At 70.8% G+C, this 14568-nt stretch carries 16 protein-coding genes and 1 pseudogene; 14 read left to right on the top strand and 3 right to left on the bottom strand.

From position 1 onward, the window contains the following. Positions 1–67: 67 nt before the first annotated feature. The 3 genes from ABZ562_RS00905 to ABZ562_RS00915 all read left to right on the top strand — a co-directional run bounded on the left by ABZ562_RS00905 (position 68) and on the right by ABZ562_RS00915 (position 3648). The gene (locus ABZ562_RS00905; protein WP_361472031.1) at positions 68–1330 is read left to right on the top strand and encodes a YncE family protein; all 1263 of its coding nucleotides are present in this window, start codon (positions 68–70) and stop codon (positions 1328–1330) included. A gap of 165 nt (positions 1331–1495) precedes the next feature. Beyond that, the gene (locus tag ABZ562_RS00910; RefSeq protein ID WP_361472034.1) at positions 1496–1942 is read left to right on the top strand and encodes a cupin domain-containing protein; all 447 of its coding nucleotides are present in this window, start codon (positions 1496–1498) and stop codon (positions 1940–1942) included. A gap of 182 nt (positions 1943–2124) precedes the next feature. Then, a complete protein-coding gene (locus ABZ562_RS00915; RefSeq protein ID WP_361472037.1) occupies positions 2125–3648 on the top strand; it encodes an alpha/beta hydrolase in 1524 nt (507 codons plus the stop codon). A 145-nt stretch (positions 3649–3793) separates the two neighbouring features. Here ABZ562_RS00915 and ABZ562_RS00920 read toward each other — a convergent pair whose 3' ends face one another. Further along, positions 3794–3916: a hypothetical protein gene (locus ABZ562_RS00920; protein WP_361472039.1), complete on the bottom strand. Its 123-nt coding sequence runs from the start codon at positions 3914–3916 to the stop codon at positions 3794–3796. Positions 3917–3985: 69 nt separating this feature from the next. On the opposite strand from ABZ562_RS00920, the pseudogene ABZ562_RS00925 reads away from it, so the two are divergent. Beyond that, a pseudogene (locus tag ABZ562_RS00925) lies at positions 3986–4376 on the top strand (response regulator transcription factor); the annotation flags it as partial. A 107-nt stretch (positions 4377–4483) separates the two neighbouring features. Here the strand turns inward: ABZ562_RS00925 and ABZ562_RS00930 are convergent. Then, complete coding sequence (locus tag ABZ562_RS00930; RefSeq protein WP_361472042.1) at positions 4484–5233, bottom strand: SDR family oxidoreductase; 750 nt, start codon at positions 5231–5233, stop codon at positions 4484–4486. Positions 5234–5326: 93 nt separating this feature from the next. On the opposite strand from ABZ562_RS00930, the gene ABZ562_RS00935 reads away from it, so the two are divergent. The 10 genes from ABZ562_RS00935 (at position 5327) to ABZ562_RS00980 (ending at position 14217) form a co-directional block, all read left to right on the top strand. Beyond that, positions 5327–5935 carry a TetR/AcrR family transcriptional regulator gene (locus tag ABZ562_RS00935; RefSeq protein ID WP_361472045.1) on the top strand — a complete coding sequence of 203 codons (609 nt, stop codon included), beginning with the start codon at positions 5327–5329 and terminating at the stop codon, positions 5933–5935. Positions 5936–6088: 153 nt separating this feature from the next. Further along, the gene (locus tag ABZ562_RS00940; RefSeq protein ID WP_361472048.1) at positions 6089–6592 is read left to right on the top strand and encodes a DUF5709 domain-containing protein; all 504 of its coding nucleotides are present in this window, start codon (positions 6089–6091) and stop codon (positions 6590–6592) included. Positions 6593–6866: 274 nt separating this feature from the next. Beyond that, entirely contained in the window at positions 6867–7097 is a 231-nt protein-coding gene (locus ABZ562_RS00945; protein ID WP_361472050.1) for a hypothetical protein, read from the top strand. Positions 7098–7318: 221 nt separating this feature from the next. After that, positions 7319–8236 (top strand): L-threonate dehydrogenase, encoded by a 918-nt coding sequence (ltnD, locus tag ABZ562_RS00950; protein ID WP_361472053.1) that lies wholly within the window; start codon positions 7319–7321, stop codon positions 8234–8236. 1 nt (position 8237) lies between these two features. Then, on the top strand, positions 8238–9536 hold the full coding sequence (gene otnK / locus ABZ562_RS00955; protein WP_361472056.1) for a 3-oxo-tetronate kinase: 1299 nt from the start codon (positions 8238–8240) through the stop codon (positions 9534–9536). Next, complete coding sequence (locus ABZ562_RS00960; protein ID WP_361472059.1) at positions 9533–10207, top strand: aldolase; 675 nt, start codon at positions 9533–9535, stop codon at positions 10205–10207. Before otnK ends, ABZ562_RS00960 begins: the two co-directional genes overlap by 4 nt. Positions 10208–10255: 48 nt before the next feature. After that, positions 10256–11563 carry an MFS transporter gene (locus ABZ562_RS00965; RefSeq protein WP_361472062.1) on the top strand — a complete coding sequence of 436 codons (1308 nt, stop codon included), beginning with the start codon at positions 10256–10258 and terminating at the stop codon, positions 11561–11563. Between the two features lie 34 nt (positions 11564–11597). Then, on the top strand, positions 11598–12401 hold the full coding sequence (gene otnI, locus ABZ562_RS00970) for a 2-oxo-tetronate isomerase (RefSeq protein WP_361472065.1): 804 nt from the start codon (positions 11598–11600) through the stop codon (positions 12399–12401). Then, on the top strand, positions 12398–13456 hold the full coding sequence (gene denD, locus ABZ562_RS00975; RefSeq protein WP_361472068.1) for a D-erythronate dehydrogenase: 1059 nt from the start codon (positions 12398–12400) through the stop codon (positions 13454–13456). The genes otnI and denD overlap by 4 nt, the downstream gene beginning before the upstream one ends. A gap of 5 nt (positions 13457–13461) precedes the next feature. After that, on the top strand, positions 13462–14217 hold the full coding sequence (locus tag ABZ562_RS00980) for a FadR/GntR family transcriptional regulator (protein ID WP_361472071.1): 756 nt from the start codon (positions 13462–13464) through the stop codon (positions 14215–14217). On the opposite strand, the gene ABZ562_RS00985 is transcribed toward ABZ562_RS00980, so the two are convergent. Then, positions 14218–14484: a GlsB/YeaQ/YmgE family stress response membrane protein gene (locus ABZ562_RS00985; RefSeq protein WP_361472074.1), complete on the bottom strand. Its 267-nt coding sequence runs from the start codon at positions 14482–14484 to the stop codon at positions 14218–14220. Positions 14485–14568: the final 84 nt, after the last annotated feature.

The following is a 14568-nucleotide window of genomic DNA, read 5'->3' on the forward strand; positions in this document are numbered from 1 at the left end:
GCCTTCATTACTTTCCAGTAGGTGGCGCCCCGACGATGACAGACCCCCCGCTTCGAATGGAGTGGCCATGCCTTCCGAGCACCGTGGCTCCACCCGGATCGTTCTCTCCCTCGCCGCTGCCCTGGCACTGGCCGTGACCGGTTCCACGGCGGCGAGTGCCTCCGCACAGGCCAAGGCGACCGGCCTGCGGGAGGTGATGTTCGTGGGCAACAACTGGGACGGCACCGCCGACGTCATCAAGTCCAGTGGCGACCTGGCGAGGATCGGCCGCATCAACGTCATACCGGACAAGGACCAGCGGCTCGCCGAGATCTACCTCAACCCCATCAAGCTCGCCTTCTTCCTGGGGATCCGGCTGGGGCCGGGGGAGGGGCACGACCAGTTCGTGGACGACATGTACTCGACCCCGGACGGTTCGGCCATCGTCGTCTCCCGGCCCAGCTTCGCCGACGTGGTCTCGATCGACGTCGCGACGGGCAAAATCAACTGGCGCTTCCCCGTGTCGGGATTCCGCGCGGACCACATGGCCGTGTCGCCCGACGGCAAACGCGTGGCGGTGTCGGCTTCGACGTCGAATACGGTGCACGTCCTCGACATCGAGACGGGTAAGCAACTCGGTTCGTTCGCCACCGGTGACAAGCCCCATGAGAACGTCTTCACCGATGGCGGGAAGTACCTCTGGAACATGTCGATCGGCGAGGTCAACACCGCCCTGGACGATCCGTCGATGGACTGGACGAAGGGTGACCGGCGCATCACCGTGGTCGACGCGAACACGTATCGGCAGGTCAAGGTCATCGACATGCGCGAACGGCTCGACGCCTTCGGCCGCAAGGACCTGTCCGACGCGGTCCGGCCCGTCGCCTTCACCCCCGACGAGTCCAAGCTCTACTTCCAGGTCTCCTTCTTCAACGGGTTCCTGGAGTACGACGTGGCCAAGGACAAGATCACCCGCGCGAAAACCCTCCCGAAGAATCCGGCGACCAGCGAGGACCGCACCACCTGGGTCAACGACTCCCGCCACCACGGGCTGTCGATGAGCCCCGACGGCAAGAAGCTGTGCGTGGCCGGGACGATGGACGACTACGCGACCGTCGTCGACCGGGAATCGCTTCAGGAAGGGCCCCTGGTGCCGGCCTCGAAGCCGTACTGGGCGACGGTGAGCGGCGACGGCACCTCCTGCATCGTCTCCGAGAGCGGTGCCGACCGGGTCACCGCGATCGACTTCGCGACGGGCGAGAAGACCGCGTCCGTGGCGGTCGGCGACCACCCGCAGCGGGTGCGCATCGGCCATGTGGCAGCCGACTGGACCGGACCGTCGACCTCGTAGCGTGCGTCGTCGTACCACTCGTTCCGTGAATGCATCACCGTCGCAACGAGCGAATGGGGTCGGCCGACGAAAGGTTTGGCCGGCGAGCGGGTAGATCACTATGTCACCACCACCCGCATGCTGCCTCTCAGCGGCTGTGGCCCGCTGAGAGGAAGGGAAGCTCACGTGATCGAGAAAACGCCCGAGACGGCTCGCCTGCTCCAGATGAGTGCCCACCCCGAAGGAGGCTGGTACAAGGAAACGTGGCGCAGTGCCACCGAGACGCGGCCGGAGGGCTACCCGGGGCGGAGGTCCCTCTGCTCGGCCATCTATTTTCTCTTGCCTCCCGATGAGGAGTCCCGCTGGCACACCGTTCGCTCGCCGGAACTATGGCTGTGGCACCGTGGCGGTCCCTTGCTGCTCCTCCTGGGCGGTTCCGGGGAGAGGCCGGAGAAGGACCCTGAGAAAGTCATGCTGGGCCCCGACCTCGCGAACGGCCAGCGGCCGCAGGCTCTCGTGCCGGCTGGGCACTGGCAGGCCGCCGTCCCGGCCGGTGATGAAGAGGTGCTGGTGAGTTGCGTGGTCTCGCCCGGATTTGATTTCGACGACTTCCGGCTACTGCCGGACGCCTGATGACTTTCGACCCGGGGCGCCGGTCGCGGCCGGACGGTGACCGGTCACGGGAACAGCAGCAGTTTCCCGGTGCTCGTACGCGACTCGATGTCCGCGTGGGCCGAGTTTTCCGGGGCCGGCCCCACCCGGTTTCGGGGTTTTCCCGGAGTGTGCTGGAGTGTCCACGCTCCTAGCGTGCGGGCATGGCAACGTCCCGACACATCAAAGCCTTCGTGGCGTGCGTGGCGGTGCTCGCCGCCACCGCGACGACCACCGCCACCGCCACCCCGGACCCGTTAGCCCGCTTCCACGGCCAGCACGTCGACTGGCACGCCTGCGCCCTCGGCCCCGGTGACCAGCTCGGCCGGAAGCTGGACGCCGCCGGCGCCGACTGCGCCGACATCACCGTGCCGCTCGACTACGCCGACCCCGGCGGTCGCACCCTCACCGTCGCCCTGTCCCGCCTGAAGGCCACCGACACCGCCCACCGGGTCGGCCCGCTGCTGCTCAACGACGGCGGACCGGCCGGCCCCAGCCTCCACATGCCGCTGACCAAGTCGAAGGCGATGGGCGAGGTCGCCGACCGCTACGACCTGATCGGAATGGACCCGCGCTTCGTCGGCCGGAGCACCCCGCTGGACTGCGGCTGGGACCTCGGCTCGGCCCCCCTGCGCTCCGCGGGCGCGAACCGGGCGGCGTACCGCCAGGAGGTCGCCGTCGCACGCGACTTGGCCGGGCGGTGCGAGCGCGCCCACGGCGACGTGCTGCCGTACGTCACCACCCGCAACACCGCCCGCGACATGGACGTCATCCGCGCCACCCTCGGCGCGGACACCCTCTCCTACCTCGGCTACTCCTACGGCACCTACCTCGGCGAGGTCTACACCCAGCTCTTCCCCGGCCGCACCGGTCGCATGGTCCTCGACGGGGTCATGTCCCCTGAGCGCTACAGCCCCACCCTGCTGCGCGGCGCCGAGGCGGCCAACGAGGGAGCCCTGCGCGCGTGGGCGTCCTGGGCCGCCGCACGGCACGCCACCTACGGGCTGGGCGCAACGCGCGGCCAGGTCCTGGCGACCGTGCGGCACATCCTCGACGCCGCCGCGCGGAAGCCGCTGCGGATCGGGGAGGACTACCTGCTGGACGAGCACGTGCTGCCCGCCGTTCTCATCGGTGGCCTCGGCAGTGACCTCGACGAGCGGCGCGCCAGCCTGGCGGCGACCGTACGGCTGCTGGCGCGCGCAGCGGACCGGGAGCCGGTCGAGCCGTCCGAAACCCTTGCCGGGCAGCTGGAGTTCCTGCTGACCTCGGTGGGCTCGGCCTCCGCCGGCCAGATGACCGCGATCGTCTGCGGCGACGTGGCCGAGCGGCGCGGCGTCGGCAGCTACTGGCGCGCGGTCCAGGCCTCCCGCGAGCGGTTCCCTCTCGCCGGGCCGCTGGCCAACAACATCACCCCGTGTGAGTTCTGGGACCGACCCGCCGAGGCGCCGACCGTGCTCGACAACGACGCCCCGGCCCTGCTCGTCGCCGCCACCGGCGACCCCCGCACCCTCTACGCCGGCGCCCAGGCCATGCGCGAGCAGTGGCCCAGCTCCCGGCTGCTCACCGTGGACGGCGCCCGGCAGCACGGCCTGTACGGCGAGTACGGCAACACCTGCGTCGACGAGCGCGTCAACGCCTACCTGCGTACGGGGCGGCTCCCCGCGCACGACCTGACCTGCGAGGCGTAGCCCACGGCGAGGTGCCCCCGCCGCTGGTGGGGGCCGGATGACCGTGACATGCGCGTCGACGCACGAGCGCCGTACGGGCCGAAGCCTTCGGCCCGTACGGCGCTCAGCGCCCCCTGCGGTCATCCGGTCCTACGGTCGGCCGGGGTCAGTAGGCGACCTGTCCAGTCCCGTTGTTGCCTCCGTGGAACTCCAGGTAGAAGCCCCACCCATCCGGGACGGACTGGTGCTCGTCGTTGGCCACCACCCACTGGCCCTTGTGACCCCGCACCCAGGAGTCGCACGCGATGTACTTCCAGCAGACCCGGACCTTGCGGGAGTAGTTGACCTTGACGTTGATGTCGGCGCAGTTGCCGGTGGTGTACTTGTACCCGCTTCCCGGCCAGCGGCTGCTCGCCGCGGTGGCGGCGGTCAGCGGCGGCGACGCGCTGTTCGCGCCGAGCGTCACACGCAGGCTGGTGGAGGCCTTCGCACGGCGCACCGGCGGCGCCGGTTTCGGTGGCGGTGGCGAACGCCCGCCCGACCTCGCCGCGTTGGCCTCGCGTGAGGTGGAGGTGCTGGAGCTGATCGGACGGGGGCTCACCAACCTGGAGATCGCCGATCACCTCTTCATCAGCGAGGCGACCGTCACGACGCACTTCAACCGCACCATGAGCAAGCTGCGCCTGGACAGCCGGGCCCAGGCCGTGGTGATCGCCTACGAGACGGGACTGGTCACACCGGGCCGCTGAGGGGCGGCCCGTCGCGGCACCGGCCGGGGATTCAGCTGCCAGGTCGGGCATGGTCCGATGTCATTCCCGGAAGTAGGGGTGATGCGGGCCTGCGCGGACCGCGGTGCTCAGAACTGGGTCTCGCCGCCGTCGATGTACAGATTGGCCCCGAGGATGAAGCTGCTCTGCTCGGAGGCGAGGAAGGCCACCACGTTGGCGACCTCGTCCGGGTGCCCGATCCGGCCGAGGGGAACGCCTGCGGCGAACTGTGACTTGGTGACGGGCGCGTCCCCCGTGCCCACGACAGCGTCGAGTCCGGGGGTGTCGATGGTGCCGGGGGAAATCGCGTTGACCCGGATGTTCCGGTCCTTGAGCTCGTTGGCCCAGGTCCGGGCGTAGGACCGGATCGCCGCCTTGGAGGCCGCGTAGGTGCCGAACGCCGCGACACCGTCACCGGCGCGGACGGAGGAGTTCAGGATCACCGATGCGCCGTCGTTGAGCAGGGGCAGGGCCTTCTGCACGGTGAACACTGTGCCGCGCACGTTGACACCGAAGGTCTGGTCGAAGTGCTGCTCGGTGATCTGCTCCAGTGTCGCGAACGACGCGCTCGCCGCGTTCGCGAAGACCACGTCCAGTCCCCGCCCCCGGGCGCGGACCGCGTCGTAGAGGCGATCCAGGTCGGTCAGGTCGGAGATGTCACCCACCACCCCCGTGGCCCTCGCCGGGCCGATGGTCTCCACGGCCGCGTCCAGCGCGGCCTTGCGCCGGCCGGTGATGAACACGTGCGCGCCGTCGGCGGCCAGCCGGATGGCGGTTGCCAGGCCGATCCCGGTGCTGCCGCCGGTGACGACGGCGGTCTTGCCCTCGAACTGCCCCATGTGAATGACCTCCGAAGTTTTCGGTACCGATCGATACTGAAGTGGACCGTAGCACATCTGTACTGACCGATACGGAAGGCTAGAATGGGCGGCATGGAGACGCGGCAGAAGGCGCCGATCGGCCGCCCACGGGGATTCGACGCCGACGAGGCCCTTGAGCGCGCCATGCGGGTCTTCTGGGAGCAGGGCTACGAAGGCGCCAGCCTCACCGACCTGACCAAGGCCATGGGCATCACCCGCACCAGCATGTACGCGGCCTTCGGCAACAAAGAGGACCTGTTCCGCAAGGCCCTGGAGCGCTATACGGAAGGCCCCGCGTCGTACGGGGCCCGGGCCCTGCGGGAGCCGACCGCCCGGCAGGTGGCCACCGCGTTCCTGAACGGCTCCGTTCGCGCCACCACGCGCCCCGGCTGCCCCGCCGGGTGCCTGGGCGTTCAAGGGTCCCTCGCCGCCGGCGACCCGGGACGCAGCGCCCGCGACGCCCTCATCGCCTGGCGCGAGGACGCCATTTCCCTTCTCCGCGACCGGTTCGAGCAAGCCGTCGACGAAGGAGACCTGCCCCCCGGTACGGATCCCGGAATGCTCGCCCGCTACCTCATGACCGTGGCCAACGGCATCGCCGTCCAGGCCGTCGGCGGCGCTACGCGTGATGACCTGCAGCAGGTGGCCGACATGGCCCTGCGGAGCTGGCCGTCTGCCTGACGGCCCTGTCGGCGGGGACGGGGCCCCGCGTCTGCGCAGGCGGGCCGGTCACGCAGAAAAGTGTGCCAAGCGCGGCCCGATGGGCAGGCTGACCAGGCCGCGAAAGGGTACTCGGCCGATCACGTCCAAGGACTCGGAAGCATGGAGGCGATCATGAGCGACGACAGCATGGCGGACGACGCCTATCAGCCCGTCGGCGGCAACGAGGAGCAGGAGGACGCGGCGCCCTTGGACCTGGAGGACGCGCTGGACGAACGCGGCTACGACGACATCCTGGACGAGGGGTACTCGCCACCGGAAAGGCCCCTGGGCGTGAGCAAGGTGGGCACCACGGCCGCGGAACAGCACGAGGGGGAATCCCTCGACCAAAGGCTCGACCAGGAGACCCCGGACGTCGGGGCGGAGGAGGGTGACGGTATCGGCGACCTGCCCGGCGGCGAGGGAGAGTCGCTGGACCCCGAGGCCGGGGAGGAGCGGGCAGGCCGACTGGTGGCTCCGGACGAGGGAGTCGGCCCGGACACCGATAAGGAATTGTGGGCTTCCGACGTCGGCATCGACGCCGGTGCCGCTGGTGCCGAAGAAGCGGCTGTTCACGTCGTGGGCGAGGAGGGCCTCGCCGGAGAATCCGCGGATCGGAGCCCGGACGAACGGCCGTGATGCGGCCGCCGCCCCGGCCCGAGGGCCCGGGTGCCGCTGGTGGCGCCGTGACATGAGCGTGGCTTTCGCCGCGGCGGCGAGGCACACGCCGGGGGAGTGTTTCAACCGGCGAGTCGGCGCACGGTCACAACTCGTGGCACAGCTTGCCTCCGTGGCGGTATGTCACCGGATCGCGCCATGTGCGCGGGTCACGCGGCTCGCCGATCCCCGGCCCAATGGATCGCCGAGCGCATCGGAGCGCTGGTGGCCACCGGTGATGCTCGACCCCGCGTGGGTGACGAGCCATCATGACGAGTTCGATGTCTTTTACCTGCACTTCGGCTTCGACGTCCAGGCCCCTGCCGCACTCGGCGAGCTGGTCGCGGCCCTGCGGCGCCACGGCAAACCCCTGGTCTACACCGTGCACGACCTGCGCAACCCCCACCAGGCCGACCCCCGGCCCCGCAGGGTGGCCCTGGGCGCGTTACCTGCCGCCCCCGTCGCCCGGCGGGTACCGCCTTCGTGACGAGGTGCTGACCGGCGGCGACCCCGGGCTGGACCTGTGGTGGACCGGCGGCGGCCCCCGCGTACCGGCCGCCGGACCGGCTCACCTCCCCTCCCGTATATGTGACGCGCATCACGGTAGCGAGAGGCGTGTCGTCAGGTCATCATATGACCTGACCATCGCAGCGCCGGGGCGCGCTCGCGCCGTCGAACGGGCGCGCCGCAGCACACATGAGGAGGGGCATGAACGACCAGGACAGGCGCGCACGACCGCGCGTGGGTGTGGTGGGCCTCGGGGCCATGGGGCTCGGAATGGCCCGCAGCCTGCGGAGGGCGGGCTACGAGGTGGCGGTCCATGACCTGCGGCCGGAGGTGGCCGCGGACTTCGCCCGCGACGGCGGGACCGCGTTCGCTTCCGCCGGCGATCTGGCGGCCGCAGTTGACGTCGTGGTCAGTGTGGTGGTCAACGCGGCGCAGGTCGAGTCGGTGCTGTTCGGCGCCGGCGGGGCCGCCGACCGGCTTCGCCCCGGGGCCGTCTTCGTGATGTGCTCCACGGTCGACCCCGGCTGGTCCGCCGAGCTGGAGGGGCGCCTGGCCGAGCGGGGGGTGCTCTACCTGGACGCCCCTCTCTCCGGCGGTGCCGCGCGGGCGGCGACCGGTGAGCTGACCATGATGACGTCGGGCTGCGCCGCCGCCTACGCGGTCACCGACCCCGTGCTGGAGGCCATGAGCGGCACGGTCTACCGCCTGGGCGAGCGGGCCGGTCTCGGCTCCAAGGTCAAGGTCATCAACCAGCTGCTCGCGGGGGTGCACATCGCCGCGGCCGCCGAGGCGATGGCGCTGGGGCTGAAGTCCGGTGTCCCGGCCGAGACGCTCTATGAGGTCATCACCCACAGCGCCGGGAACTCATGGATGTTCGAGAACCGCATGGCCCATGTGCTCGCCGGTGACTACACACCCCGCTCCGCGGTCGACATCTTCGTCAAGGACCTGGGTCTGGTGCTCGACTCCGCGCGGCCGGAGCGGTTTCCCCTCCCGCTCGCCTCCACCGCCCACCAGATGTTCCTCCAGGCGTCGGCGTCCGGTCTGGGCTCCGAGGACGACAGCGCGGTCATCAAGATCTTCCCCGGGATCGACCTGCCCGCGCCCGTGGAGGCCTGACGTGGCGATCCGACTCGGCTGCGTCGCCGACGACTTCACCGGCGCCACGGACCTGGCCAACAACCTGGTGCGCGCGGGGATGCGCGTGGTCCAGCTGATCGACGTACCGCCGGACGGCGGCGAGGCGGCGGTGGACGCGGACGCCGTGGTCATCGCGCTCAAGTCGCGGACCGTTCCGGCCGCCGACGCCGTCGAGGCGTCGCTCCGGGCCCTGTCGTGGCTGCGGTCCGCGGGCGCCGAACAGATCTACTTCAAGTACTGCTCCACGTTCGACTCCACACCGGCGGGCAACATCGGGCCGGTCACCGAGGCCCTGATGGACGCGCTGGACACCGACTTCACCATCGCGACACCCGCGTTTCCCGACAACGGGCGCACCGTGTTCAAGGGGCACCTCTTCGTCGGCGATGTCCTGCTCAGCGAGAGCGGGATGCGCCACCACCCGCTCACGCCGATGGCCGACCCCCATCTCGTCTCGGTCCTCGGCGCGCAGTCCACCCGAGCGGTCGGCCTCATCGACCACACGGCCGTGGCCCACGGCTCCGAGGCCATCCGCGCCCGGATCGACGAGCTGCGCCGACAGGGCATCGGCATCGCCATCGCCGACGCCGTCTCCAACGACGACCTGCTGCGCCTCGGGGCGGCGGTCCGGGACATGCCCCTGGTGACCGCCGGCTCCGGGCTGGCCATCGGGCTGCCCGCGAACTGGGGGTTCACGCCGTCGAGCGCCGCCGCACAGCTGCCGCCGCCCAGTGGCCACCGCGCCATCATCTCCGGATCGGTCTCCGCGGCCACCAACGAGCAGGTCGCGGAGTTCCTGCGGAGCGGCCGACCCGCGTTCAGCGTGGATCCGCTGCGCATCGCGGCCGGTGAGGACGTGGCGGGGGAGGCCCTGGCGTTCGGCGCGGCGCACCTCGCCGACGGGCCCGGCGGGCCTGGCGGGCCTGTCTTGTTCCACTCCACCGAGACCCCCGAGGCGGTCCGCGCCGTCCAGAGCCGGCTCGGCGCCGTCGAGGCGGGCGCGTTGGTGGAGCGGGCCCTGGCCCGTGTGGCCCAGGGCCTGGTGGCGCACGGGGTCCGCCGGATCGTGGTCGCCGGCGGGGAAACCTCGGGCGCGGTCGTCCGGGCGCTCGGCATCACCGGACTGCGGATCGGACCGCAGATCGATCCCGGAGTCCCCTGGTGCGCGGCGGCGCTTCCCGGCGGGGACACGCTCCACATCGCGCTGAAGTCCGGCAACTTCGGTGGCCCCGGCTTCTTCACCGACTCGTTCGCCCTGCTGGACCGGGAGGCCCGATGACCGAGCCGCGCGACACCGCCGTGGACGAGGCGCGCGACGAGATCGTCCGGGTGGGGACGAGCCTGTTCGACCGGGGCTACGTCCACGCCAGCGCCGGGAACATCAGCGCCAGGGTGGGCGACGGCCATCTGATCACCCCCACCGACGCCGCCCTGGGCTTCCTGGAGCGCCACCGCCTCGCGCTGGTCGACGCCGGGGGCGAACAGCTCGCGGGCGACCGCGCGAGCAAGACCCTGACGCTCCATCGGCGCATCTACGAAGCCGACCCCACGGCCCGATTCGTCCTCCACACCCACTCCACCCATCTGGTCGCGCTCACCCTGGCCGGCGTGTGGAGCCAGGACGATGTGCTCCCGCCGCTCACGCCCTACTTCGTGATGAAGGTCGGGCACGTGCCGCTCATCCCGTACCACCGGCCCGGCGACCCGCGGGTGGCCGACCTGGTGACCGCCCGGATCACCGGCCACCTGGCGAGCCGCACACCGATCAGAGCCGTGCTGCTGGACCGGCTGGGCCCCGTGGTCTGGGGGCCCGACGCGGCCACCGCCCTCGCCGTCCTCGAAGAACTCGAGGAGACGGCCCGGTTGTGGCTCCTGACCGACCGCCGTCCCAGCCCGCTCACCGCGGACGCCATCGAAGAGCTGCGGGCCACGTTCGGCGCCGCGTGGTGACCTCGCCCTCCCAGCCAGAGAACTCCCGAGCCGCACGAAGGATCCGCCATGCCCCTGCCCGTAGTGGCGGCCGAAGCCTCCGGCCTCGTCCGTGAGAACGCCGTTTTCCGCAAGGTCGTACGGCGCATCGTCCCCTTCCTCATCCTCTGTTACGTCGTCTCCTACCTGGACCGGGTCAACGTCGGGTTCGCGAAGCTGCAGATGTCCGGCGACCTCGGGTTCAGCGAGGCGGCGTACGGACTTGGGGCGGGGCTGTTCTTCATCGGCTACTTCCTCCTGGAGGTGCCGTCGAACCTGATGCTGCAGCGCGTCGGGGCCCGCACCTGGATCGCCCGGATCATGATCAGCTGGGGGCTGGTCTCGGCGGCGTTCGTGTTCGTCACCAACGAGCTGTCGTTCTATGTGCTCAGGTTCCTGCTCGGCGCCGCGGAGGCGGGGTTCTACCCGGGCGTGATCCTGTACTGCACCTACTGGTTCCCCTCGCACCGCCGTGCCCGGGTGATCGCGATGTTCATGTCGGCCATCCCGGTGGCGGGCGTCTTCGGCAATCCGCTCTCCGGCTGGATCATGGACCGGTTCCAGGGGGTGAGCGGCTGGCAGGGCTGGCAGTGGATGTTCCTGCTGGAGGCGATCCCGGCACTCATCGTCGGTGTGGTCACGCTGTTCTACCTCGACGACGACGTGCGCGGCGCGAAGTGGCTCACCGATGAGGAGAAGGCCGTCGTGGAGCGGGCGATGGCCGAGGACACCGCGCACCGGACCGTGCACGGCCGGGTCCGGGACGCCTTCCGCGAGCCCAAGGTGTGGCTGATGTGCTTCATCTACTTCTGCTTCGTCATGGGCCAGTACGCGCTGACGTTCTGGATGCCCTCGTTCGTCGAGTCCACCGGCATCGAGGACAACCTCACGATCGGTGTGCTCAGTGCCGTGCCGTACCTGGCCGCGCTCGTCGCGATGAACCTGTTCGGCTGGTCGGCGGACAAGCGGCGTGAGCGCCGCTGGCATCTGATCATCCCGAGCCTCATGGGCTCGGCCGGGTTCTCGCTGGCCGCCGTCTGGAGCGGGTCGACCGCACTGTCCCTGATCGCGCTGTCCGTCGCCGCGGCCGGGGTGCTGACCTGCGCTCCGCTGTTCTGGTCGCTCCCCACCGCGTTCCTGGGCGGCACCGCGGCCGCCGCCGGGCTCGCACTGATCAACTCGGTGGGCAACCTGGCCGGATTCGTCAGCCCGTACATGATCGGATCGCTCAAGGACGCCACCGGGTCGGCGTCGATCCCGATGTATGTCCTGGCACTCGCCCTCGTCGTGGGCGCCGCCGCGGTGCTCACCATGAAGAGGCAGGTCGTCAACCGCTGACCGGGACGATCCCGGCCCGTCCACAGGAGCCAGCATGCCGAGGTTCGCCGCGAACCTGTCCATGATGTACACCGAACACGATTTCCTCGACCGCTTCGCCGCCGCGTCGGCGGACGACTTCGAGGCCGTCGAATACCTCTTCCCCTACGCGTACGACGCCACCGAACTGCGCCGCCGGCTCGACGACCACGGCCTGCGGCAGGTGCTCTTCAACGCGCCACCCGGTGCGTGGGACTCCGGGGAGCGCGGCATCGCGGCGCTGCCCGGACGCGAGGCGGAGACGCGCGCCGGGATCGACCGGGCCCTGGAGTACGCCGCGGAACTGGGCTGCGCCCAGGTGCATGTGATGGCCGGACTCGTACCGCCGGAGGCGACACCCGCGGAGTCCGCACGCCACCGCGACACCTATCTGGCCAACCTCGCCCGGGCCGCGGAACGGGCCGCCGGAATGAGCGTCGACATCCTGATCGAACCGATCAACGGCCGTGACATGCCCGGCTACTTCCTGAACCGGCAGGCCGAGGCACACGCCGTGGTACGGGAGGTGGCGGCGGCGAACCTCAAGGTCCAGCTCGACCTCTACCACTGCCAGATCGTCGAAGGAGATCTCACCACGACCCTGCGCCGCGACCTGACCACCGGCCGGGTCGGCCATCTGCAGATCGCGGGCGTACCCGACCGCCACGAGCCCGACCGGGGCGAACTCGACATCCGCCACCTCTTCGGCGTCGTCGACGACCTCGGCTTCGACGGGTGGATCGGCTGTGAGTACATCCCCGCGGCCGGCACGAGCGAAGGGCTCGGCTGGCTCGACGACTACCGAGGAGACAACGCATGAGGATCGTCATCACGGGCGGCTTCGGCTTTCTGGGCCGGCAGGTCGCGGACGCCCTGCTCACGACCCGGACGTTCCGTGGCGCACCGATCGGCCGGCTGGTGCTCGCCGACCGCGCCGTGCCGTCCGGCCCGTCGTCCGATCGGCCGGCGGCCGACCCTCTCGTGGACATCGTGCGGGGTGACGTCATCGACCGGCTCGATGAGCTGTTCGCGCGGCCGGTCGATGTGCTGATCCACCTCGCCTCCGCCGTCTCGGCCGAGTGCGAGGCCGACTTCGACCTCGGCATGAGCGCCAACGTGGACACGACCCGCGCCGTGCTCGAAGCCGCCAGGGCCCAGTCGGCCGCCGGCGGACCGACGCCGCGCATGCTGTTCTCCAGCAGCGTCGCCGTCTACGGCTCGGACCCCGCGCTGCCACTGCCCCCGGTGGTCAGCGAGGCGACCCTGCCCACGCCGCGGTCCAGCTACGGGGTCCAGAAGCTCGTCTGCGAGCAGCTGATCGCGGACTACACCCGCCGCGGTTTCGTCGACGGACGCGTCGCCCGCCTGATGACCGTGTCGGTACGGCCCGGCAAGCCGAACGCGGCCGCCTCCGGCTTCCTCTCCGGCATCATCCGGGAACCGCTCGCGGGCCTCCCGGCGACCTGCCCGGTCCGCCCCGATCTGCGGGTGGCCCTGGCCTCGCCACGGCGCACCGTCGAGGGAATCCTGCGCATCGCGGAGGCCGAGCGCGGCGCCGGTCCTGGCTTCCTCGACGGCGGGCTGCCGGTCAACCTCCCGGCGCTCACGGTCTCGGTCGCCGACATGCTGGACACCCTGCGGCGGGTGGCCGGCGACGCCGTCGCCGACCGGGTGACCATCGCACCCGACCCCGGCGTCGAGGCCATCGTCGGCTCGTGGCCCGCCGACTTCGACAACGCGCGCGCCACCGCGCTCGGGCTGGAACCCGACCCGGATGTCGCGTCGGTGGTGCGCCAGTACGTCGCCGACCACGCCGACGCGGTCGTGGCCGACGCGGCGGCCGCACGGGCGGATCGGCCCATGCCGATAGACTGAAGACCATGTTTTCCAAGGTGAGCGGTCCTCTACGGCTCGCGGACCGGGTCGCCGCCATGCTCTCGGAGGAGATCGAGTCCGGGCGGCTGGCCGAGGGCGACAAGCTGCCGACCGAGGTGGAGCTGGTCAAGCAACTGGGCGTCAGCCGCACCGTCGTGCGTGAGGCCGTCTCCCGGCTCCGCAACGCGGGCCTGGTCGAGCCGCGTCAGGGGCGCGGCGTGTTCGTCATGCCACGGCGTATACGGCCGCTCGACCTCGAGGCCGAGACCGCCCAGGACACCGAGTCCAAGGTGCGGCTGATCGTGGAGGTGCGCCGCCCCATCGAGGGCGAGGCGGCGTACCTCGCGGCCACCCGGGCCACCCCGGCCGACCTCACCCGGATGCGTCAGGCCCTGGAGGCCATCGACACCGCGGTCGCGGCCGGCGGCGACGGTGTGGACGAGGACCTGGCCTTCCACCGGTCCATCGCCGAATCGACCGGGAACTCGGTGATGGTCTCGACGGTGCGCTACCTCGGCGAGGTGCTGCGCGGCGGAATCCGCGTCACGCGTGCGAACGAGGCGCGCAGCAGTGACTTCCTCGAAGCCGTCCGGCAGGAGCACCACGCCATCCTGACCGCCATCGAGGCCCGCGACGCCGAGGCCGCACGCGACGCGGCGCTCCTCCACCTGAAGCACGCCGCGTCCCGGCTGCACGAGGCGGACGAAGGATTCTGGACCGAGACCGGCGACCTCGAAGTGGATCTCGACGCCGCCCCGTGATCAATCCCGGGAATGGCCGAACAGGATGCGGTACAGGACGAGGAGGACGAAGGAGCCGCCGATCGCCGCGCCCCACGTGGTGAGGTCGAAGAACTGCTTCTCCACGGGGCGGTCGAAGAACTGGGAGGAGATCCAGCCGCCGACGAACGCTCCCGCGATGCCGATGAGAGTGGTGCCGATCAGCCCGCCCGGGTCGCGACCGGGAAGAAGGACCTTGGCGATGGCTCCGGCGAGCAGCCCCAGGATGATCCAGCCGATGATGCCCACGTCGTGTCTCCTTCGTCTGTGTGTGCCGGGAGGAAAGGCCCGGTCGGCGTAGTTACCTGCTCAGTTGCGCAAGCGTACAGGTGA

Origin of the sequence: Streptomyces sp. NPDC019937 (genome assembly GCF_040631655.1) — a bacterium.
GTDB lineage: Bacteria > Actinomycetota > Actinomycetes > Streptomycetales > Streptomycetaceae > Streptomyces.